Source organism: Psychrobacter fulvigenes (assembly GCF_904846155.1).
GTDB classification, from domain to species: domain Bacteria; phylum Pseudomonadota; class Gammaproteobacteria; order Pseudomonadales; family Moraxellaceae; genus Psychrobacter; species Psychrobacter fulvigenes.
The window spans coordinates 18,636-39,940 of record NZ_CAJGZP010000001.1; the positions used below are offsets into that span (position 1 = coordinate 18,636).

Genomic DNA, 21,305 nt, shown 5'->3' on the forward strand with positions numbered 1-21,305 from the left:
TAAGGTGGTATTTTTTTGCCTAAAAAATATATGGCTCTGACTTTATCTTGAGCTTTTGCATCCATCAGCCAATTTTCAATCCACTCCCTAAACTAGCCGTTAACGAATATTACATTTTTGCTCTGATATCCTTAGTATCATAGTGGACTAGCCATCAACAGATAATAACAACGATAAGTGAGGCAATGATGTGGCACAACAAAACGACGCAGCAAGTCGAAGACGAATTGGATGTCGACCTGTCCATTGGGCTAAGCGAGCAGCAAGTAGCGGCGCGGTTAGAGAAATATGGAAAAAACAAGATTGCGGGCACCAAAAAGAAAAGCCTAATGGCGATGTTTTTTGCACAAATGCAAGACACCTTGATTTATGTGCTACTGGCGGCGACGGTGATTACTTTTATTATTGGCGAATATACCGACAGTATTATTATTTTATCCGTGGTGCTCATCAACGCCATCATCGGCGTGGTGCAAGAGTACAAAGCCGAGCAGGCGATTGAGGCGCTACAAAAAATGTCCAATCCTCAAACCATGGTGCGCCGCGCGGGCGCAAGCCAAGAGATTGATTCAGAAGACTTAGTGCCCGGCGATGTAGTGCTTATAAATGCTGGGCGCTTTATCCCAGCTGACTTACGTTTGATTGAATCATCGAATTTGCAAATTGAAGAATCTGCCCTGACAGGCGAGTCGGTGGCGGCGAACAAAGACGCAAGCGTGGTTATCGATAATGAGGACATCAATATCGGCGACCGTGCCAATATGGCGTTTCGCTCGACCACCGCCACTTATGGGCGCGGCGAAGGGGTAGTTATCGCCACTGGCATGCAAACCGAGATGGGCAAGATTGCCAGCATTTTAGACAGTGCCGACGACACCGAGACCCCATTGCAAAGGCGCTTGGATGAATTGGGTAAAGTGCTGGGTCTGATGGCGGTTGGGGTATCGGTTCTCATTTTGGTAATTAGTGTATTTCAGGGTCGAGATACCTTTGATATGTTTTTGATTGCCATTAGCTTGGCGGTGGCGGCGATACCAGAGGGTTTGGCAGCGATTGTGGCGATTGTATTGGCGCTGGGCGTGACACGGATGTCGAAGATTAACGCCATTATCAAAAAGCTACCAGCGGTAGAGACGCTAGGGTCGGTGAACATTATTTGCTCAGATAAAACGGGCACGCTGACGCAAAACCGCATGACGGTGGTGGAGCATTTTACCTTAGTGGGTAATAAAACCATCCCTGAACAAGTTGTAAAATCTGAAGCTTGTGTTGAGCTGAGCGCCGATGAGCATTTGATGGCACGCAGTTTTTTACTCTGTAATGATGCCTCAATTGAGGGAGAGGAAACTGGCGACCCAACCGAAATTGCGCTAGTAGCTTATGCGCAAAAGGCGGGTTTAATCAAATCAAAAGCGGAGGTGCAGTGTCCACGTATCGATGAGCAACCTTTTGACTCTGAGCGCAAATTGATGTCGACCTTAAACCAGGTGGATACAGCTTATCGAGTGAATATCAAAGGGGCAATGGATCGAGTGCTGCCGCTGTGTACCCATGTGTTGGACAATGGCAAGGAGGTGGCGATTACCGAGGCGCATCAAGCGGCCTTTATAGAAGCATCAACAGCGATGGGGAAAAAGGCGCTGCGAGTGCTCGCCGCCGCTTATAAAAACGTCGATGAGATCATTGACCCCAAAGAGATGGAGAAGAATTTAGTCTTCGTCGGTATCGTCGGAATGATGGATCCGCCGCGAGAGGAGGTCAAGGACTCTATCGCTGAGGCGAAAAAGGCGGGTATTACCGCGGTTATGATTACTGGCGACCATCCTGATACGGCTTTTGCGATTGCTAAGCAATTGAATATGGCATCAGAGCGCGCACAGGCGATTTCAGGGTCTGAGATCAATCAGATGAGTGAAGAAGTCTTTAACAAAGAAGTGCTTAACTACCGCGTGTTTGCGCGCGTTAGCCCAGAGCACAAAGTACGCATCGTCAAAGCCTTACAGTCGCATGGCAATATCGTCTCGATGACCGGCGACGGGGTCAACGATGCGCCAGCGCTAAAGGTTGCTGACATTGGAGTGGCGATGGGCATTACCGGCACCGATGTGTCCAAGGGTGCCAGCGACATGATTTTGGCCGATGACAACTTTACTACCATCGTTCATGCGATTGAAGAGGGACGAAACATCTATAAGAATATCAAGAAGTCGGTAGTTTTCTTGTTATCTTGTAACCTTGGTGAGGTCATTACGATCTTGGTGGCGATTATCTTTGCTTGGCCGCTGCCTTTATTAGCCACGCAGATTTTGTGGATTAACTTAATTACCGACTCATTCCCCGCGATTGCGCTGGGCGTCGATACGCCTGATAAAGAGGTGATGAATGACAAACCACGTGACCCTAAAGAGAGCTTCTTTGCAGGTGGGGTGGGGTTTCGAGCGATTATAGGCGGGGTGCTAATTGGGGCTTTGGCTTTAGTAGCTTTTTATATTGGCCTGAGCGAAGAGGGTTATCATTTAGGGCAACGCGATATCCCTGAAAGTGCGCTCGCTCATGCGCGCACCATGACCTTTTTGGTGCTGGCAGGCTCGCAGTTATTTTACTCGTTGGCGCTGCGCCATGAGTCCAAGTCTATTTTTAAGTTAGGACTGTTCTCCAATCCTTATTTGGTCGCCGCGGTGGTGTTTGGTTTTGCCTTGCAGATAGTGGTGATTAGCGTGCCATTATTGGCCGATGCCTTCAAGGTTCAACCACTAGAGATGCAAGATTGGCTTATTGCGCTGGGATTGTCGTTGATTCCATTTGTACTCAAAGAGTTGTCTAAGTTGTTTATCAGATATGAGAAGATGTAGTTGATTTAAAATATAAAAAGAGACTGTAATTTAAGCGTGCTACTGGTATAAGTTTTACTTGCGTGCTGTGTCTACGCCGACAGAGGCTGCGCAACCTGCACTTAAAAGTGAGCATCCCAGTAGCACTGTATTCTTTTTGAATTGAAACAATTATAGTTGATATTAAATAAACCACCCTTTAAGGAATATGCCAATGCAATACAACTTCGATGAGATAATTGACAGACGTAATACAGGATCTCTTAAATGGCATTATAACGATGACACGATTCCGTTATGGGTGGCGGATATGGACTTTAAAGCGGCTGAGCCTATCTTAAACGCAGTTGAACAAGTGGCGCAGCATGGCATATTGGGTTATACCAAACCTACTGCGGCTTTGTACGAGTCAATTATTAATTGGCATGGCAGTCGTTATGATTTGCAGCTGACTCAAGAGAATATCTTGTTCTCACCAGGGGTCGTGCCTAGCTTGGCGCTGATGATGCAGGTATTTACCGAAGCAGGCGATGCGGTACTGGTCAATGACCCTATTTATACGCCATTTATGACCAAGGCCCAGCAAAATAATCGCACGCTGGTGACATCTGCATTAAAAGAAGTCGAGGGTAAATACCAGCTAGATTTGGACGACATCGAAGCCAAGATAGTCGAGCATGAGATTAAGTTATATTTGTTATGCAATCCGCATAATCCTGGCGGGCGCGTATGGACGAGGAATGAGCTTGAGGCGCTACTTTTGCTTTGCAAAAAGCATGAGGTAGCGATTGTCAGTGATGAGATTCATCAAGATTTAACTTTGAGCGGTCATACGTTTACACCGTTTTTAACGCTAGTAGAAGGTTACGCACATAAAGTGGTCAGCCTAACCTCAATGACCAAAACCTTTAACGTAGCGGGCATCAAAGGCTCGATGATCTTTGCTAAGGATGAGGCGTTACTCAAAAAAATCAGCCAGAAACAGAATTTAAATGATGAGTATGAGCTCAATTTATTTGCATATACCGTGATGCAAAGCGCTTATGAGCATGGCGGCGAATGGCTTGAGCAGGTGCTGGCTTATATTGAAAAAAATATTGAGATTACGATAGACTTTTTAGCAGGGCATTTGCCTGATATTAAGGTCATGCGTCCTGAGGCATCGTATTTGATTTGGCTGGACTGCTCGGCGTATGGGGATGATAATCAAGTGCTTTATGATAAATTAAGAGCCGCTAAAGTTGAGCTTAATGCGGGGATTAAATATGGTGATGAGGGGCATTTGAAAATGCGCCTTAATGTTGCGTGTCCTGAGGCGCTATTGAGAGAAGGGTTGAATCGTATTTATTCGGCGTTTGGTGATAATTAATAAACAAGCTATAAGACGTTAATATTAGTTTCACTTGGCAGGATACCCCGTAATATCTTGGATGCTTTGATATAAGGGCTTTAAGCGCTCGTACATTTTTAGATAGACCTCGTTATAAAGGCGTTTGTAGAGCTGGACATTGGCCTCAATAGGCAAGAACTCATCGCCCAAATGAGTCATCGCTTGCGTCGCGGCTAAATGGTCGGGATAGACGCCGAGCCCCACCGCGCAGTTGATAGCAGCGCCTAAACCTGAAGCTTCATAAGTGTGTGGACGATAGGCGGGCATACCAAAGATATCGGCAGTGAGCTGCATGGCTGAATCACTTTGTGAGCCACCACCAGAGACGCGCAGGTGTTTGATGGATTTGCCTGTGCGCTTCTCGATAGTATCAAAGCCCAGTTTGAGCTCATAAGCCAGCCCTTCCAAGATAGCGCGGTAGACGTGTGCCCGCGTGTGCACATCGCCAAAACCAATGAGCGCGCCTTTGCCCTCAACACCTGGATGACGGACGCCGGGCGACCAGTATGGCTGCATCATCAGCCCCATGCAGCCTGCTGGAATGTCTTTGACCGCTGCATCGAGGAGCTTTTCGGTATCGACCCCCTGCGTCTTTGCTAGCTGAGCTTCATATTGGGCAAATTGTTCTTTGAACCAGCTGACCATCCAAAAGCCGCGATAGATCATATACTCATGGTTATAGTAATTTGGCGCGGCAGCGGTATAGGCGGGCATGTGCTTGAGGATCTCGACATAATTGCTCGAGGTGGTGTTAATAGTCGCAGTAGTGCCAAAGCTTAAGCAGGCAGTGTCGGCAGCGAGACCTGCCGAACCCAATGCTTCGCAGGCTTTATCGCTAGCGGCTGCAATCATGGGTGTGCTTTCTAAAATTCCAGTAGCTTTGGCGGCTTTGGTACTGATATGCCCGAGCGCTTGTCCTGGTGGTACGATCTTGGGCATCTGCTCTGGTCGGCAGCTGAATAAGCGCCACTTGATATTGTTGGGTTTCAGCCACGTTTGCGCTTTATAGTCATAAGGGAGATAGCCTAGGGCGTGACCAGTGGAGTCGGTAAGTATACCTGTGAGCTGATAGGTGAGATACGCTGATAGATTGACGTAATGGGCAGTCTTTGCCCACATCTCAGGCTCGTGATGGGCAAGCCAGTTACAGCGCGCTTTTTGCTGTGCTTCTTGTACCAGCTCGCCCATGCCAATGACTTTGGTCAGGGGATTCAGGAAACCAATATCGTTGGTTTCGCCGCGGCGTAAATCCATCCATACAATAGCAGGGCGTAGAGGCCGTTTATCCTTATCCAGACAGATCATGGTATAGCGCTGGGTGGCGAGACTGACGCCTGCGATTTGCTCAGGAGTGATAGTGCTCGTTTGCCATAACTGCTGGCAGGCTTCACTTAACTTTTGCCAATAATAGTCGGCGTGCTGCTCAGCATAATTGGGCTGCTCGGAGAAATACGGCTCGATAGGGACGCGGGCTTTACTGATCTCATTACCAAATTGATCGAAGATAAGTGCTCTGACGCTTTGAGTGCCATTGTCGATAGCTAAGAAATAAATAGGGTCATCAAGGGTGGTCATAGTCGTCCTTAACTATGTGGGGAATAAATATATGGCTCATTTAAAATATGAGGCGCTGGTAGCGTGCTACTGGTACAAATTTTCCTTGCTTGCTGTGTGACTTCGTCACTCCAGAGGCTACACAAAATTTGTTCCAGCAGCACTGTATCGATTTCAAAATAACCTAGAAAACCATTAAGCTACAGGCAAGTGATAATAACGCTGCCATAAACTGGTGTAGCGACTGACTTCTTGCTGCCATTTTTGCTCATCCCAGCCCAGCTCCTGCTGACATATTTGCTTTAGTCTGGCACTAATTAATGGTGTCATCGCGCCATTTGGTAGTATTAAACCTAAACGCGTCCGCCGCAATAATAAATCATCTAAATGAATGACCTGTTCACAGCGCGCGGCAAAGCGAATCTCTGCCCAGATGGTATTGCTGTCGGTCACGTAAGCCAAATCATCGTCATGCGCCAGCTCAAGTAAGGTATCAAGCTGTAGACCATAAAACCCTTGCAAGCGCTGTTGTAAGTCAGTTGGCATAGTCGCAAACTTGGGATGGGTTGGGGTTGGATTACTAAAGACTTGGCTGCTATACGACGCCTCATCCTGAATAGCTGACTCATCAAGCGCGAGCACCTGTTGGCACACCTTTAGAACATCAAGAGCGATAAGGCGGAAGGTCGTTAGCTTGCCGCCGCTAACGGTCACTAGGTTGTTATCTAGCCAGACGCTATGGTCACGCTTTTCTTTACTAGGGCTGACGCGCTTGCCATTGCCGCACTCTGAGATGAGCGGACGCACACCTGCCCACGTGCTAATCACATCTTCTCGGCTCAGATTGGCATGATCAAAGAGATCATTTGTCGCTTCCAATAAATAATCCACTTCTGCGCTGGTGATACCGACCTCTTCATCGTCTAAAGGCGGATGATCCAAGTCTGTGGTACCAATGACTGATCGATTCTCCCATGGAAAGACAAACAAAGCCCGTTTATCGACAGGGTGCAGTAGGGTGTAGGCTTGATTGATGGGTAAGCGCTGTTGACTGACCACCAAATGGCTGCCACGAGACGGACGAATTTGCTTACGAAATGATTGTTCCGTCTGAGTGTTGGCTTGCATCCGTAACGTGTCTGCCCATGCACCCGTTGCGTTGACGACGACTTTTGCATGAATGTCGTAAGTTGAGGCGTCGTTGTTAAGGGTTAAAGAAGTCGAGTCATTGTCGTTGGTTATGGCAGCGGTGTCTTGTAGCCTTGCGCCCACGACCAAACCTTGCTCATCGGTAAGTAATGAATCGGCTTTGAGGTAGTTAATCGCCTGCGCCCCGTCATGAATGGCTTCATCCAGCACGCGCATCACTAGGCGTGAGTCATCGGTCACTGCATCGCTAAATTGGCTAGCACCCAAAAACTTGTCTTGCTTGATATGAGGATTCAGACGCAAAAAAGCGTCCTTTTTAAAGTAGGTAAAATAGCGTTTGCCCGCGAGTTTATCGTAGACTCGCAGCAAGGTGTTGAACATCCATGGCGGTGGAAACTTGCCTTTATAATGCGGCATGACATAGTGCATCTCGTTGACCAGACCGCCTGCTTCACTGAGCATACGTTCACGCTCACGGACACTCAGCAAGGTAGTTTTATAGTCGCCCGAGGCAATATAGCGTAGCCCGCCATGTACCATTTTGCTTGAACGGCTAGACGTGCCCCAAGCAAAGTCTTTTTGTTCAATAAGTAACACTTCTAAGCCGCGCCTTGCTGCCTCGCGAGCAATACCAGCGCCCGTAATACCGCCACCGATAATCAGTATATCCCAAGGTTCTGAACGTGCTAGGGGAGCAAGTGCTTGCTGGCGCTGTTTGCTTTGGTTCATAAATTTGTCATCTTAATTGTCATTTTTATGTTTTAGTTTTCAAGCAAAACCCCTGGGTTCATACGCTGCTCAGGGTCTAAGCTTTTCAGCATATCACGGGTCACTTGAATACCCAGCTCGCCTTTTTCGGCAGTTAAGTATGGCGCATGATCATGGCCAACGCCATGTTGGTGCGATATCGTGGCTGCACCATTGGCCAGACTGATACTGGCAGCCTGTTTGATTTTTTGCCAACGCTGTAAGGTGCTGGCGTGGTCTTTGGCCGCGCGAAAGAAGTAGGTGGTATAGAGACTGGCGCCTTGCTTATAGACGTGCGAGATATGAGTGAATGCCATGACTGCTTCGCCTTCATCAGCCAGAGCGGTTTGTACCGCTTGTTGCATCTGCTGCATCTGCTTGTCGATATTACTCCAGTTGGTCGCGGTCTCAAAGGTATCGACCATGATGCCTTTTTCCCATAAGGTGCCGCGCAGATAAGGGAATTTAAAACGTCCATGCGCCCATATGCTGCCCATCAGATTGGCCAGTTTGCCACTTACGCCGCCGTACTGCCTTAATAGCTGCTTGAACTGAGTCAGTGCCAGCTTGTTTTGTGCTTTATCGCCTGTTACCCCGTACGTGAGCATAACTTTATCTGTGCTCATTCCGCGCGCCTTTAGGTAAGTGCTAATGGCCAAAAACTGACTGGGAGAGGTGCCCAAATGCAGATGTGCATCAGTCTCAACCGCATTGCTCAGGCGTAGCATCGAGAGTTTGATGTTTTTTTGCACCGCTTGTTTGAGTACTTCCTTACCCGCCTCCCAATTGGGCAAAAACACTACCTTGAATAGCTCTTCTTCTGGCTGAGCCTGCACGCACATTTTGACTTCAGTAAAAATACCGGCGCGGCCTTCAGTGCCCATCATCATCTCTCGCAGATCAGGCCCTGCTGATGACGCTGGGATATCAGCGATGTTGAGTACTCCTTGCGGAGTGACGAGTGTTCCACCCGCAAACATCTGCTCAATACGCCCGTAGCCTAGCGACTGCTGACCACTGGAACGCGCTGCAATCCAGCCGCCAAGCGTTGACAGCTCCCAAGACTGCGGATAATGTCCCAAGCGGTAGCCGTACTCGTCCAACTGTGCTTCGACTGCTGGCCCTTGCGTACCTGCACCAAAAGTCGCAATTTGGCTCTCAGTATCTAAATCGATAAGCTGATCCATCTTGCTCATGGCGATGGTCAATACTGGGCGAGCGCCCTTTTGTGGATTGATATGGCCGACCACTGAGGTGCCACCGCCAAAAGGAATGACAATGAGGTCATGCTCGCTGGCTAGTTTTAATAGTTCTTCAACATCAGCGGTCGATTGCGGATGCGCCACGCCATCAGGATAGACTTCAAAGTCACCGCTGTGCATGGCTATCCAGTCTGGGAAGCTTTGACCGCGAGCATGTCTGAGTCTGACCTCGTTATCAATAGAGACTATATCAAGTTCGATGATGGCAGCAGGCAAGCGCGATTTTGGGACGGTTTTGAGCACCTGTTGTAAGCTGATAGACTTGAGTTTTTTGGTCTTGCCGATGTGTGACCGAATCAGCTTTGCACCGTGTGGCGAGACTTTTTTATTAATGTTGACATTGCCCCAACCATTCCAGCGGGTTTGCTCAATAGGCGTATTGGCAGGGGTATTGCCTTCTGAGGTGGCATTTAGCTCAACATTGTCAGTAGTAGAGATTGCCGCTGATTCTGGCGCAATACTTTTAGGAGTAAGTGATTTAATTTTGCTCATATGACATAACCTGTCGATTTATAATAATTGTATTTTGAATGAGGGTTTGGCTAGGGCTGGTATAGCGTTAATCTAATAATACAGTTGATTCAATCTAAAAGAGGCATCAGGCAACTGAGCACAGATGTATAAATAATACTTCAAACGAGGTTAGCGCTGTCACTCTTTTATAGTGGATTGACTATGGCTGACAATTAGCAGAACTAACGGTAATAAGACTGATTATAAACTAATACCATAATAATGATTATACAATACCATAGAACAAGCAACTATTTTTTATGAGATTGCGATTTATAAACGCGTTTACAGGGTTAAGGAACTCTAGCTGATCAAAAGTAAAGCTGTTATAGATTGTTAAGACATAAAAATAAAAAGGCTGAACTACGAACGTAGTCCAGCCTATCTATCAACACCTGAAAATACCAATAACTTAAAAAGTGCTCACTTATTCGTCTTTTCTGGCACTTTCCGTATCTTCTCGCATTTGCTCCCATTCCTCACTCTGCTGTAATACTGAGCCTTCAAGAGATTCTGAGGTTTCCCCTTCTTCCCAAGGCGCATTATCTGGCAGCTCTTCGATATGAATGGTTTTCAAGTTATAATCTGGTTGATAAGCCAAATCATAGCGCGCGGCTTTAATCACCGATACCATCATCATCGATAGAATGATAATAAGTGGCGCACCAGCGATGATAGACGCGGTCTGCAAGGTCTGTAGATCGCCTAAGAACATCAAGATCGCAGGTAATAAGCACAAGGTAAATGCCCAAAACAGACGGTTCCAGCGGTGCGGTTCATCATCGACTTCTTTTTGTACCACAGAGGCTAGAATATAAGAGATCGAGTCAAAAGTAGTGGCGGTAAAGATGGTGGCTAAAAAGGTAAACACGGCGACCACGACATAAGACATTGGCAGGCTATTTAAAATTGAGAAAATAGCAGCCGTCGGGGATTCGTTATTTAAGATGCCAACGACATCAACTGCGCCAGTCATTTGCAAATATAAACCATAATTGCCAAGGATGATCATAAACATCGCACAGCCAAGCGAGCCGTAAAACATCGAGCCTACGACCATATTACGAATGGTGCGCCCTCTGGAAATTTTGGCGATAAACAGTCCGATAGTCGGTGCAAATACCAACCACCACGCCCAATAGAAAACGGTCCAATCTTGCGGGAAAGTGATGTTTTCAAAGCCAAATTCTTGAAAGTTTTTAAAGGGCTCGACATAGGTCATCATCCGCGGCATCTCGGTGATAGAACGACCTATGGCCTCCAAACCTGTGTTTAGGATGAAGACCGTAGGTCCGACGACCAATACGAATAATAAGAAGGCAACTGCCAAATAAAAGTTGATATTAGAGAGTTTTTGAATACCGCCTTTAAGACCTTGATACGCACTATAAGCAAAAATCATGGTAGTAATTAACAACACCACAATCTGCATAGTGATGTTACGTGGTAAGCCAAATAAATTATATAAACCCTCATTAATCAGTGGTGAGGCCAGACCCAAGGTCGTCGCACCGCCGCCCACCATCCCAAAGACAAACAGGACATCGAGCATCTTTGCCCAATTACTACCCGCCAGCTTTTCACCCAATAATGGCATCAAAGTTTGGCTAACTTTGAGCACTGGAGTCTGGCGCACATAATAAAAGTAAGCAATGGGAATGGCGGGTACTAAGTAGATCGCCCATGCCACAGGCCCCCAGTGAAACATACCGTAAGTGGTTGCCCAGCGGATGGCGTCAGGCGTGCCACCTTCTATACCAAAAGGCGGGCTTTGATAATAATATGCCCACTCAATCAAGCCCCAATACAAAATACTGGCACCAATACCGCCGCAAAATAGCATCGCCGCCCATGAGCCATTAGAGAACTCAGCCGTCTCTTCTGGGCGACCCAGTTTAATCTTGCCGATATCAGAGAAAACGATGTAAATCACGAACAGCATGGCTAGCACACCAAAGCCTAAGTAGGCAAAGCCAAAGTTATCAGTGACAAAAGCACGTGCTATGCCGACCCAAGTTTTACCTTGTTCGGGGAACAGTATCAAGGGGATGGCGATACCAAAAAGTATCACGAGCACCATGCCAAACGTAAACTTATCGATGCGGGTGTCTGGTACGTGGTCAGGTCGCCATTGCGGAATGGACATGCCCACATCAAAAGTACCCAGATGCGGCGGCTTGTGATACTTAGACCTGACTCTTACGTAATCTGGAAGGTATTTTTTTTCAGGCTTGATCGTACCTTTATCAGGTTTTTTACTGTTTTGCTTATCATCAGAATTATCCATTTCATTTTCTCTTTATGCTTGACGTTATAATTTATAACTTACCTAGATCTTCTAAGTCTACAAACTCCCTTTTACCATAGACAGTATACATTTTGCGGTGGCTGTCTGGATAATGGCAAATATCGATCGGCGGTCTGTCACCACCCATTAGATAGACTGCGTCTGCATTGCTATTATTCACCCTAGAATGGGCTGCGATATCAGACTGAGTTAGAACGTAATCTTGAGTGCCTTTGAGCCTCTGCTGTTGTGGCGTATTCATCATTCATCTCCATTACGATTACTTCTGGTTTAAGTCTATAGTAATTATAAATGCAGGGTTTTATTTATTTAATTATGTATAAAAAATGCTTAGCCGGTTTTTGCTGCGTTTATCTTGCACGCTGCTTACTGTCTTGACCCTAGCTAAACGCCTTAAATTCAAATAATTGCTGAGAAACACTAGTAATCATCAATAACTGCAAATAATTGGTCATCTAATAGCCAATAGATGGCCTAAACTTGTTAAAATAGGCCACTAATTTTTTCTTGATGGACATCGATTTATGACCAATGCCGCTGCCACTCCTGCACTACCTACGATTAAAGAAGACCGCATCCTTATCCTTGATTTTGGCTCGCAATATAGCCAGTTGATCGCCCGCCGTGTGCGCGATTCTGGCGTTTTTTGTGAGATGTTCCCTTATGACATCGATACTCAGCGTATCATCGATTTTGGCGCAAAAGGCGTCATCTTATCGGGAGGCCCTGAGAGTGTCCATGCAGAGAACAGCCCGCGTATCAACGATGCAGTGTTTGAGCTTGGCGTGCCTGTATTGGGTATTTGCTACGGTATGCAAGCGATGGCAGATCGTTTCGGCGGGCAGGTTCATGCCAGTGATATCCATGAGTTTGGCGCAGCGACGATTGAAATCAGTGGTCAGTCGCAGCTCACTGACGGTATAGAAGATAGCGTGACTGAAAACAATACTGCCAAGCTTGACGTGTGGATGAGTCATGGCGATAAGGTGATTGAAGCGCCTACAGGCTTCGATATCATCGCCAGTACGCCCAGCTGTCCAGTAGCGATTATGGCAGATGACTCGCGCCATTATTATGGTCTACAGTTCCATCCTGAAGTGACCCATACTTTACAAGGTGAGGTGTTACTTGGTCGTTTTGTGCATCAGATTTGTGGCTGTGCGGGTGATTGGACACCAGATAATATTATCGACATGCGTATTGAACAATTGCAAAAGCAAATCGGTGATAAGCAAGTATTGCTTGGACTGTCAGGCGGTGTCGATAGTTCAGTCGTAGCAGCGCTATTGCATAAGGCGATTGGCGATCAGCTGACGTGTGTGTTTGTCGATACAGGTCTCTTGCGTCTTCATGAAGGCGACCAAGTCATGCAGGTATTCGCAGAAAACATGGGCGTCAAAGTCATCCGTGTCGATGCCGAAGATTTATTCTTAAATGCATTGGCAGGCGAGTCTGATCCAGAAGCCAAACGTAAAATCATCGGTAAAACCTTTATCGATGTGTTTGCCGATAGCGCCCGTCAAGTCAGCGAGCAAAGCGATGGCAAAGTCATTGAGTTCCTAGCACAGGGTACAATTTATCCTGACGTGATTGAATCAGCTAAGTCGCACCAAGGTAAAGCGCATGTGATTAAAAGCCATCATAACGTAGGCGGTCTGCCAGATGATTTAGCCTTTGAGTTGGTTGAGCCGTTACGTGATTTATTCAAAGATGAAGTGCGTAAATTGGGTATCACTTTAGGTCTGCCTGCAAAAATGATTTATCGTCATCCGTTCCCAGGTCCAGGTTTGGGCGTGCGCATCTTGGGCGAAGTCACCAAAGAGTATGCTGATATCTTACGTCAAGCCGATGCTATCTTTATGCAAGAGCTCGAGCGTTCAGGTTGGTATGACAAAACCGCGCAGGCCTTTGCAGTATTCCAGCCGGTTAAGTCGGTCGGCGTGGTCGGTGATGGCCGCCGCTATGCGTGGGTGATTGCGCTACGTGCGGTTGAGACGGTAGACTTTATGACCGCTCGCTTTGCCCATCTGCCGTATGATTTGATTGAGACGGTGAGTAATCGCATTATGAATGAGATCGCTGAGGTCTCACGTGTAACGTATGATGTGTCGAGCAAACCGCCTGCGACTATTGAGTGGGAATGATTCCGCGTCTGGCACAGCCAGGCACCTGATGGCATGAAATGCCGCTAAGCCCGCGTAATTGCGGGCTTTTTTTTGTTTGTGTTTGGCACGATCTGGCAACGGGAGGAAGCGCCAAGCACCGTTTGAGCATGGCATTAAAGCTGGTATTATGGTTTGGCGATGCCATGATTGATGCCGATACCATGCTGCGTTCTTTTGTGTGTTCATGGTATTAATATTCTATAAGTTACTGTTTCGTAAGAAAAAATACGATAAATTCGAGATTTTTTCAGCATGGTATCGGAGACGAAGAAGGACAAGGTACATGCTGACCGATACCAAGCTGCGCAATCTCAAGCCCAGGGACAAACTCTACAAAGTGAATGACCGGGAAGGTCTCTATGTGGCAGTGACTCCAGCCGGCTCCATCTCGTTCCGTTACAACTACTCAATCAACGGTCGGCAGGAGACCATCACCTTTGGGCGTTATGGTGTCGGTGGCATCACCCTGGCCGAAGCCCGCGAGCTGTTGGGTGACGCCAAGAAGATGGTTGCGGCGGGCAAGTCGCCGGCCAAGGAGAAAGCCCGAGACAAGGCGCGGGTGAAAGATGCAGAGACGTTCGGTGCCTGGGCGGAGAAGTGGCTGCGTGGCTACCAGATGGCCGACTCCACCCGCGATATGCGCCGCTCGGTTTATGAGCGTGAGCTGAAGCCGAAATTCAGCAATCAGAAGCTGGTGGAGATCACCCACGAAGACTTGCGGGCGCTGGCTGATGCCATTGTTGAGCGAGGCGCACCGGCCACCGCCGTTCATGTGCGTGAAATCGTGTTGCAGGTATTTCGCTGGGCCATCGAGCGTGGGCAGAAGGTCGAAAACCCGGCAGAACTGGTGCGCCCAACAAGCATCGCTCGATTCGAGCCACGTGACCGAGCGTTGACGCCAGAAGAAATTGGGCTGATGTACCAGTACATGGAGCGAGTGGGCACAAGCCCAACAAACCGTGCGGCGGCCAAGCTGTTATTGCTGACGATGGTGCGCAAGAGCGAGCTGACCAATGCGACCTGGAGCGAGATCAATTTCAGCGAAGCGTTGTGGACGATTCCAAAGGAGCGGATGAAACGCCGTAACCCGCACCTGGTATTTCTGTCCCAGCAGGCTCTGGATATTTTCATTGCCATGAAAACCTTTGCCGGTGGTTCCGACTTCGTTTTGCCATCACGGTACGACTCGGATGCGCCGATGAGCGCTGCCACACTTAACCAGGTGCTGACGCTGACTTACAAGGCGGCGCAGAAAGATGGGAAGTCACTTACCAAGTTCGGACCGCATGATTTGCGGCGCACAGCCAGCACGCTGTTGCATGAGGCCGGCTACAACACCGACTGGATCGAGAAGTGCCTGGCGCACGAGCAGAAGGGCGTGAGGGCTGTCTACAACAAGGCTGAGTACCGCGAGCAGCGGGCGGCGATGTTGCAGGATTGGGCCGATATGATTGATGAGTGGACTTCGGGAGGCAGTAAGGGTTGATGTTTTTGCTATCTTTGATAGCATTGAAGTTGATGCCGTGAATTTATAAATAAGGCCGCCATTGGCATCGGGCAGGTCAATTACCGATTAGCTGCTTCGCGCAGCTACTCGATGAATAGCAACTATTCATTTGAGAGGTATTGACCCATGCAAAATATAAAGACCCTCATCAACAGGAAGAAGCTCCTGGAGATGATCCCGCTTTCGACACGAACAATTTATAACCTGGAGCAGCGAGGGGATTTTCCACGCCGTATCGCGTTAACCAGTAGAAATGTCGCCTGGGATTTGTCAGAGGTCGAAGAGTGGATTGAGGCACGTAAATCATCGGGTGATCAAGCTGCGCGACCTGGCCCTATAGAGGGCTAGTTATATGGCTCTTGATCTTATGGCGGCTTTCACGGAATTGCCGCCACCCATTGATTATGTTCTGCCTAATATGGTTGCTGGCACTGTTGGTGCTCTTGTGTCGCCTGGTGGGGCTGGTAAATCCATGTTGGCCCTTCAATTGGCTGCACAGATTGCAGGCGGGCCTGATTTACTTGAAATAGGCGAGTTTCCCACCGGGCAAGTGGTCTATCTGCCTGCTGAAGATCCACCGGCCGCTATTCACCATCGTCTGCACGCCCTTGGGGCACACCTCAGCGCAGCGGAACGGCAAGCCGTGGCTGATGGTTTGCTCATTGAACCCTTGATCGGTAAATGCCCAAACATCATGGCTGCTAGCTGGTTCGATGCTCTCAAACGAGCCGCTGAAGGTCGTCGCTTGATGATCTTGGACACTTTGCGGCGCTTCCACATTGAGGAGGAGAACGCTAGCGGGCCGATGGCGCAGGTTGTTGGGCACATGGAGGCCATAGCCGCTGATACAGGCTGCTCCATTGTGTTTCTGCACCACGCGAGTAAAAGCGCAGCCATGATGGGGTCGGGCGATCAACAGCAGGCCAGTCGTGGATCGTCCGTACTGGTTGATAACATCCGTTGGCAATCGTACCTATCCGGCATGACGCAAGGCGAGGCCGAGATACTGGGGGTCGATGATTGTCAGCGTGGGTATTTTGTCCGCTTTGGCGTCAGCAAGGCCAACTATGGCGCACCTTTTCAAGAACTCTGGTTTAGACGGCACGACGGCGGCGTGTTGAAGCCTGCTGTACTGGAGCGGCAGTGCAAGGTGAAAAGGAGACAGCGTGAAGAAGCCTAAGCATGACCTGACCCACGTCCGACATGATCCCGCGCACTGTTTGGCACCTGGCCTGTTCCGCAGCCTCAAGCGTGGCGATCGCAAACGCTGCAAGCTGGACGTGACCTACACCTTTGGCGAGGACGAATCCATGCGTTTCGTCGGATTCGAACCTCTCGGGGCCGATGATATGCGTCTTTTGCAAGGCATCGTGGCCCTTGGCGGCCCGAACGGCATCTTGCTAACCCCGGAACCGACCAGTGAGACGGGGCGACAGCTACGGCTATTCCTTGAACCCCGTTTCGAAGCCATTGAGCAAGACGGCTTGGTGGTTCGTGAGAGCCTGACCAAACTGCTCTCAGAAACGGGCATGACGGATAGCGGCGACAACATCAAGGCGCTCAAAGCCAGCCTGCTGCGCATGTCGAACGTCACCATCCTTGTGACGAAGGGACGGCGGCAAGCCGCGTTCCACCTGATGAGTCATGCTTTTGACGAGACGGACGGCAGGCTATGGGTTGCCCTGAATCCGCGTATTGCCGAAGCGATCCTGGGGCATCGTCCATATGCCCGTATCGACATGGCGGAAGTGCGGGTGCTACAGACTGATCCGGCACGGCTGATGCACCAACGGCTATGCGGCTGGATCGACCCCGGCAAATCCGGGCGCGTGGAACTGGACACGCTTTGCGGCTATGTCTGGCCAGATGAAGCCAATGCCGAAGCTATGAAAAAACGCCGTCAGACTGCCCGGAAGGCACTGGCCGAACTTGCCGCCGTGGGTTGGGTAGTGAACGAATACGCCAAGGGAAAATGGGAGATCAAGAGGCCTGGCCCCACGGCAACTGCACCCGTTTACCGTCGTAACGTTCCCTTGTTACCGTCGTAACGCTCCCCTTCTGCCGTCGTAACGTTCCCCGTCCCAATTTGGAAAACCCAGACGGTGCGCTGCTTTGCGGGCAGTTTGGGAAATCCATCCAAGATTATCTAAAGATAATCCATCATGCGCGGTGCAGCTCGCGCCTTGAGGGCGCGTTCTGACCTTGCCAATAAAGCCCTGGCGGGCTTTATCAATCGGCCATAGGCCGATGGTTTAACGCCAAGAAGAGAAGGCGGCTTCAGTGGCCGCTGAAACGCCTTGTGAGAGGGGAAAACAACCCGGAGTCCCTTATTCCATGAGCTGAAGCAGAATCTGCGTCTAACGGTGCTGGAGGGCCGCTGTGTGCACTTGTAGTTATCTGTACTGAAACCTTGGCTCGAAACGTGAAATGGCTAAGCAGTGCCCATTCGTTCGGTAAGAATAATAAGAAGATTATTATTCTTATTATTACCAAGCAGGAATGAGCCGTGTGTGTTGGACGCCCATAACCAGTAACCTGCGTGAAGGTGTCAACATCAGGAAAGGTTGCCCCTCAAGTATCAATACGTCGCCTTAGTGGTATGACGGGAGGGGAGGCAAATTTCTTGTGTTCATTGACACTTGAGGGGCGGGTTATGCCCTTCTTTTTTGGCGTCCAACTCGCCCCATCGGGGCGAATGGTTTGTGTCGATTGTTGGCATTTTAGGTTCCGATTTAAAGCCGATTGAGCAGCGATTTTGAAGCGACTATGTCGATTGCAGGCCGATTTGGTGACGATTACGGTTATGTTGCCAAGAATCGGTGTTTGTTTGACGATAAAACGCTTTACGTTCGATATGCGCTAGATTTTCAATAGTGGGTGAAATGCGGGCAGGATGGGTGAAGTTAGCTAACCGGCAAGCCGGTTATCTATCTTCACTGTCCCTTATTCGCGCCGGGGGCACTCAACGGGAATCCTGCCCTGCGGGGCTGATCGGCTACCGCCGGTTGCAAGAGTATAGGTCTTGCTATTTTTAATATCTTTGATAGCATGGTTGTCGGGTACACCAAAAGGGTATTGATATGGCAAATGTGCTTATCAGGAATTTACCCGCCGAGGTGCACCGTGCGTTGAAAGTTCGAGCAGCGCTCAACGATAGGAGCACCGACGCGGAAATACGCGAAATACTGACGGCGGCAGTACAGCCGCTAGAGCTTGAAGAGATTGGCCGGGAAGTTGGCTTGTCCGAAAGCGATAAAAAAACAGAGTAGTTTTACGTTTGTAAGTCCGGGCCTCAGCGCCAAGGGCAATACCGATCAGCTAGTGGCGTAGCTCTTCGATGAAACGTTGCCGAGAACAAGCACAACGCTTGGTCAAGGCAATGCCTTCTTTTCATCGACGGAGTACGACCATGAAGTCCAAAATTTTAGCGGCTAAAAAAACCGCTCTAGCCGTTGCACTCGCAACCGGCTTTATCACCACTACCACCGCCCCTGTGCAAGCTGGTATCCCCGTCATCGACGGCGGCAACCTGGCCCAGAACATCATGACGGCCATCGAGTCGGTGGCGCAGACGCTCAAGCAGATTGAGCAGTACCAGACCCAGTTGCAGCAGTACGAAAATCAGCTCCAGAACACGATGGCCCCAGCCGCGTATATCTGGGATCAGGCGCAGACTACGATCAACCGGCTGATTGCCGCGCAAAACACGCTGGCCTATTACGAGAACCAGCTAGGCAGCCTGGATCGTTACCTGGCCAAGTTTCAGGACGTGGCCTATTACCGCAGCTCGCCATGCTTCAACGGCAGCGGCGGATGCACGCCGGCCGAAAAGGCAGCGATGGAAGAGAACCGCCGCCTGGCGTCAGAGTCGCAAAAGAAGGCCAACGATGCCCTGTTCCAGACCGTTGCCGACCAGCAAAAGGCTTTGAAGGATGACGCCCGTACCCTGGAGCGGCTGCAAGGCGCGGCCCAGGGTGCAACTGGCCAGCTACAGGCCATCGGCTACGCCAACCAGCTCGCCAGCCAGCAGGCCAATCAGCTCTTGCAGATTCGCACCATGTTGACCGCCCAACACAACGCGGAGGCAGCCCGGATTGCAGCAGAACTCGATGCCGAGGCGCGAGGTGATGCCAGGGCCGAGCAAATGCGTACCTGGACGTTTCGCCCGAGTCCGGCAGACAACTACTAGGGAGGCGGTGAGATGAAAAAAATCTTTTTTACTACCGCGGCTACGTTGCTGTTGTTGGCTGGATGTGAACAGGAAAGGATGCCCGAACCAAATGCGGCGACGTGTGCCCCCGATGCGTTCCAGGCAGCACTGAATGAAATGCGCAGCGAAGCGAACCGAGAGGCCTTTACCGAGGAATGCAGAGCATTCCAGAAGGCCAAGCAGATGCGTCAGTGGGAGTTCAAGCCCAGCCCTAAAGATGATTATTGAGGTGGTCGCCATGAGAAAGAAAATTGCTCTAGGTGGCTTGATGATGGTCGCCACAATGGTGCTGGCTGAACCTGCAATGGCGCAGGAGCTAAGTAGCAGCGGTGTTATGAATGATGTGCTCAAGCGTTTTCATGATGCTGCCGCAACATGGGGGCCAGCTATTGAGTCCGCTGCATCGCGTTTGTTCTGGACGCTGGTTGTGATTTCGATGGTCTGGACATTCGGCATGATGGCTTTGCGCAAGGCCGACATTGGCGAGTTCTTCGCGGAGTTCGTTCGCTTCACGATCTTCACCGGCTTTTTCTGGTGGTTGCTGACGAATGCGAACCAGGGCATGAATATCGCCGGTACGATTGTTCAGTCATTGCAAACTCTGGGCGCGCAGGCGGGGGGACTTTCCAATAGCAATCTTGGGCCCTCCAGCATCCTTGATCTTGGTTTCGAGTTATACAACCGCACAGTACAGGCCACCTCGGAGCTGGGATGGCGGCAGATGGCAACTGCTCTGGTCATGGAGCTAATGGCCCTGGCTGTTTTGTTTGTCCTGGCGTTGATTGCGGTCAACCTGTTGCTGTTGCTCGCATCAGCCTGGATTCTGTTGTATGCCGGTGTGTTCTTCCTTGGCTTTGGTGGAAGTCGTTGGACTTCCGACATGGCGATCAATTACTACAAGACCGTGCTGGGCCTGGCCGCACAGCTTATGGCAATGGTGCTTCTGGTTGCGATTGGCAAAGAGTTCATCAATCACTACTACACGCAAATCAGCGAGAACATGGCATCCCAGGAACTGGCCGTGATGTTGGTTATATCGGTCATCTTGCTTTTCTTGGTCAACAAAGTTCCGCCGATGATTTCTGGTCTTGTGTCTGGTGGTGGTATTGGCGCAGCCGGTGGAATTGGAAACTTCGGTGCGGGTGCGGCAGTTGGGGCGGCGGTGACGGCGGCCAGTATGGCAACTGGCGGCGCTGCCCTGGCAGGTAAAGCGGTTATGGGTGCCGCAGCCGGTGCAGCCGGAGGTGCAAGTGCACTCCAAGCGGCTTTTCAGAAAGCATCAGCGAGTATGGAAACCGGCGGTGACATGTCCAGCATGGGGTCAGTTGTCAGCAGTGGCGGAAACGGTGGTGGTGAAGCGGGTACTGCTGGCAGTAGCCCATTCGCCCAAGCGGCTGGCTTTGGTGACAGCGGCAGTAGCTCAAGCGGTGGCGGCTTTGCCAAGGCCGCGAAGCTGGCCACAGGCACGGCCTCCGAGTTAGCCAAGGGTGTCGGCTCTCAAGTGAAGCAGGGATTCCAGGAGCGAGTGAGCGAAACCACAGGCGGAAAACTGGCTGCTTCGATACGCGAAAGCATGGAGCCGAAAGAAGCAAGCCAATCTGGCCAGTTCGAGGGCAATAGCTTGGGCGCCGATTCTGGCCCAGATAGTAACGAAGTCAGGAGTTAGCAC

General features: G+C 49.8%; 16 protein-coding genes. 11 read left to right on the forward strand and 5 right to left on the reverse strand.

Features of this window, described 5'->3' with window-relative positions; translation table 11 throughout:
• Positions 1–185: 185 nt before the first annotated feature.
• Both JMX03_RS00070 and JMX03_RS00075 read left to right on the forward strand, forming a co-directional pair.
• Positions 186–2,852 carry a cation-translocating P-type ATPase gene (locus JMX03_RS00070; RefSeq protein WP_201593779.1) on the forward strand — a complete coding sequence of 889 codons (2,667 nt, stop codon included), beginning with the start codon at positions 186–188 and terminating at the stop codon, positions 2,850–2,852.
• A gap of 193 nt (positions 2,853–3,045) precedes the next feature.
• A complete protein-coding gene (locus tag JMX03_RS00075) occupies positions 3,046–4,200 on the forward strand; it encodes a MalY/PatB family protein (protein WP_201593780.1) in 1,155 nt (384 codons plus the stop codon).
• 30 nt (positions 4,201–4,230) lie between these two features.
• On the opposite strand, the gene JMX03_RS00080 is transcribed toward JMX03_RS00075, so the two are convergent.
• From JMX03_RS00080 to JMX03_RS00100, 5 genes are all read right to left on the reverse strand, one after another.
• Positions 4,231–5,796 carry an FGGY-family carbohydrate kinase gene (locus tag JMX03_RS00080; protein ID WP_201593781.1) on the reverse strand — a complete coding sequence of 522 codons (1,566 nt, stop codon included), beginning with the start codon at positions 5,794–5,796 and terminating at the stop codon, positions 4,231–4,233.
• A gap of 174 nt (positions 5,797–5,970) precedes the next feature.
• Positions 5,971–7,653 carry a glycerol-3-phosphate dehydrogenase/oxidase gene (locus tag JMX03_RS00085; RefSeq protein ID WP_201593782.1) on the reverse strand — a complete coding sequence of 561 codons (1,683 nt, stop codon included), beginning with the start codon at positions 7,651–7,653 and terminating at the stop codon, positions 5,971–5,973.
• Positions 7,654–7,685: 32 nt separating this feature from the next.
• Positions 7,686–9,425, reverse strand: coding sequence for an FAD-binding oxidoreductase (locus JMX03_RS00090; RefSeq protein ID WP_201593783.1), 1,740 nt, complete (start codon positions 9,423–9,425; stop codon positions 7,686–7,688).
• 448 nt (positions 9,426–9,873) lie between these two features.
• Complete coding sequence (locus tag JMX03_RS00095) at positions 9,874–11,733, reverse strand: BCCT family transporter (RefSeq protein ID WP_265090433.1); 1,860 nt, start codon at positions 11,731–11,733, stop codon at positions 9,874–9,876.
• 31 nt (positions 11,734–11,764) lie between these two features.
• Positions 11,765–11,995, reverse strand: coding sequence for a cupin domain-containing protein (locus JMX03_RS00100; protein WP_201593784.1), 231 nt, complete (start codon positions 11,993–11,995; stop codon positions 11,765–11,767).
• A 283-nt stretch (positions 11,996–12,278) separates the two neighbouring features.
• Between JMX03_RS00100 and guaA the strand changes: the two genes are divergently transcribed.
• The 9 genes from guaA to trbL all read left to right on the forward strand — a co-directional run bounded on the left by guaA (position 12,279) and on the right by trbL (position 21,302).
• A complete protein-coding gene (gene guaA, locus JMX03_RS00105) occupies positions 12,279–13,898 on the forward strand; it encodes a glutamine-hydrolyzing GMP synthase (RefSeq protein ID WP_201593785.1) in 1,620 nt (539 codons plus the stop codon).
• Positions 13,899–14,202: 304 nt separating this feature from the next.
• Positions 14,203–15,405: a tyrosine-type recombinase/integrase gene (locus tag JMX03_RS00110; protein ID WP_000954590.1), complete on the forward strand. Its 1,203-nt coding sequence runs from the start codon at positions 14,203–14,205 to the stop codon at positions 15,403–15,405.
• A gap of 147 nt (positions 15,406–15,552) precedes the next feature.
• Entirely contained in the window at positions 15,553–15,774 is a 222-nt protein-coding gene (locus tag JMX03_RS00115) for a helix-turn-helix transcriptional regulator (protein ID WP_001179606.1), read from the forward strand.
• Positions 15,775–15,778: 4 nt separating this feature from the next.
• Complete coding sequence (locus JMX03_RS00120) at positions 15,779–16,606, forward strand: helicase RepA family protein (RefSeq protein ID WP_001162384.1); 828 nt, start codon at positions 15,779–15,781, stop codon at positions 16,604–16,606.
• A complete protein-coding gene (gene repC / locus JMX03_RS00125) occupies positions 16,593–17,474 on the forward strand; it encodes a replication protein C, IncQ-type (RefSeq protein ID WP_000743064.1) in 882 nt (293 codons plus the stop codon). The genes JMX03_RS00120 and repC overlap by 14 nt, the downstream gene beginning before the upstream one ends.
• Positions 17,475–18,506: 1,032 nt before the next feature.
• On the forward strand, positions 18,507–18,695 hold the full coding sequence (locus JMX03_RS00130) for a FitA-like ribbon-helix-helix domain-containing protein (protein ID WP_000024442.1): 189 nt from the start codon (positions 18,507–18,509) through the stop codon (positions 18,693–18,695).
• A 140-nt stretch (positions 18,696–18,835) separates the two neighbouring features.
• Positions 18,836–19,615, forward strand: coding sequence for a P-type conjugative transfer protein TrbJ (trbJ, locus tag JMX03_RS00135; protein WP_000836966.1), 780 nt, complete (start codon positions 18,836–18,838; stop codon positions 19,613–19,615).
• A 12-nt stretch (positions 19,616–19,627) separates the two neighbouring features.
• Positions 19,628–19,864 (forward strand): entry exclusion lipoprotein TrbK, encoded by a 237-nt coding sequence (gene trbK, locus JMX03_RS00140; protein WP_000718002.1) that lies wholly within the window; start codon positions 19,628–19,630, stop codon positions 19,862–19,864.
• A gap of 10 nt (positions 19,865–19,874) precedes the next feature.
• Positions 19,875–21,302, forward strand: coding sequence for a P-type conjugative transfer protein TrbL (gene trbL / locus JMX03_RS00145; RefSeq protein ID WP_001405816.1), 1,428 nt, complete (start codon positions 19,875–19,877; stop codon positions 21,300–21,302).
• Positions 21,303–21,305 lie beyond the last annotated feature (3 nt).

What these genes read in the sequence shown, in the direction of transcription:
- JMX03_RS00070 (WP_201593779.1), top strand. Translation starts at nt 186, where the DNA reads ATGATGTGGCACAACAAAACGACGCAGCAAGTCGAAGACGAATTGGAT.
- JMX03_RS00075 (WP_201593780.1), top strand. Translation starts at nt 3,046, where the DNA reads ATGCAATACAACTTCGATGAGATAATTGACAGACGTAATACAGGATCT.
- JMX03_RS00080 (WP_201593781.1), bottom strand. Translation starts at nt 5,796, where the DNA reads ATGACCACCCTTGATGACCCTATTTATTTCTTAGCTATCGACAATGGC.
- JMX03_RS00085 (WP_201593782.1), bottom strand. Translation starts at nt 7,653, where the DNA reads ATGAACCAAAGCAAACAGCGCCAGCAAGCACTTGCTCCCCTAGCACGT.
- JMX03_RS00090 (WP_201593783.1), bottom strand. Translation starts at nt 9,425, where the DNA reads ATGAGCAAAATTAAATCACTTACTCCTAAAAGTATTGCGCCAGAATCA.
- JMX03_RS00095 (WP_265090433.1), bottom strand. Translation starts at nt 11,733, where the DNA reads ATGGATAATTCTGATGATAAGCAAAACAGTAAAAAACCTGATAAAGGT.
- JMX03_RS00100 (WP_201593784.1), bottom strand. Translation starts at nt 11,995, where the DNA reads ATGAATACGCCACAACAGCAGAGGCTCAAAGGCACTCAAGATTACGTT.
- guaA (WP_201593785.1), top strand. Translation starts at nt 12,279, where the DNA reads ATGACCAATGCCGCTGCCACTCCTGCACTACCTACGATTAAAGAAGAC.
- JMX03_RS00110 (WP_000954590.1), top strand. Translation starts at nt 14,203, where the DNA reads ATGCTGACCGATACCAAGCTGCGCAATCTCAAGCCCAGGGACAAACTC.
- JMX03_RS00115 (WP_001179606.1), top strand. Translation starts at nt 15,553, where the DNA reads ATGCAAAATATAAAGACCCTCATCAACAGGAAGAAGCTCCTGGAGATG.
- JMX03_RS00120 (WP_001162384.1), top strand. Translation starts at nt 15,779, where the DNA reads ATGGCTCTTGATCTTATGGCGGCTTTCACGGAATTGCCGCCACCCATT.
- JMX03_RS00130 (WP_000024442.1), top strand. Translation starts at nt 18,507, where the DNA reads ATGGCAAATGTGCTTATCAGGAATTTACCCGCCGAGGTGCACCGTGCG.
- trbJ (WP_000836966.1), top strand. Translation starts at nt 18,836, where the DNA reads ATGAAGTCCAAAATTTTAGCGGCTAAAAAAACCGCTCTAGCCGTTGCA.
- trbK (WP_000718002.1), top strand. Translation starts at nt 19,628, where the DNA reads ATGAAAAAAATCTTTTTTACTACCGCGGCTACGTTGCTGTTGTTGGCT.
- trbL (WP_001405816.1), top strand. Translation starts at nt 19,875, where the DNA reads ATGAGAAAGAAAATTGCTCTAGGTGGCTTGATGATGGTCGCCACAATG.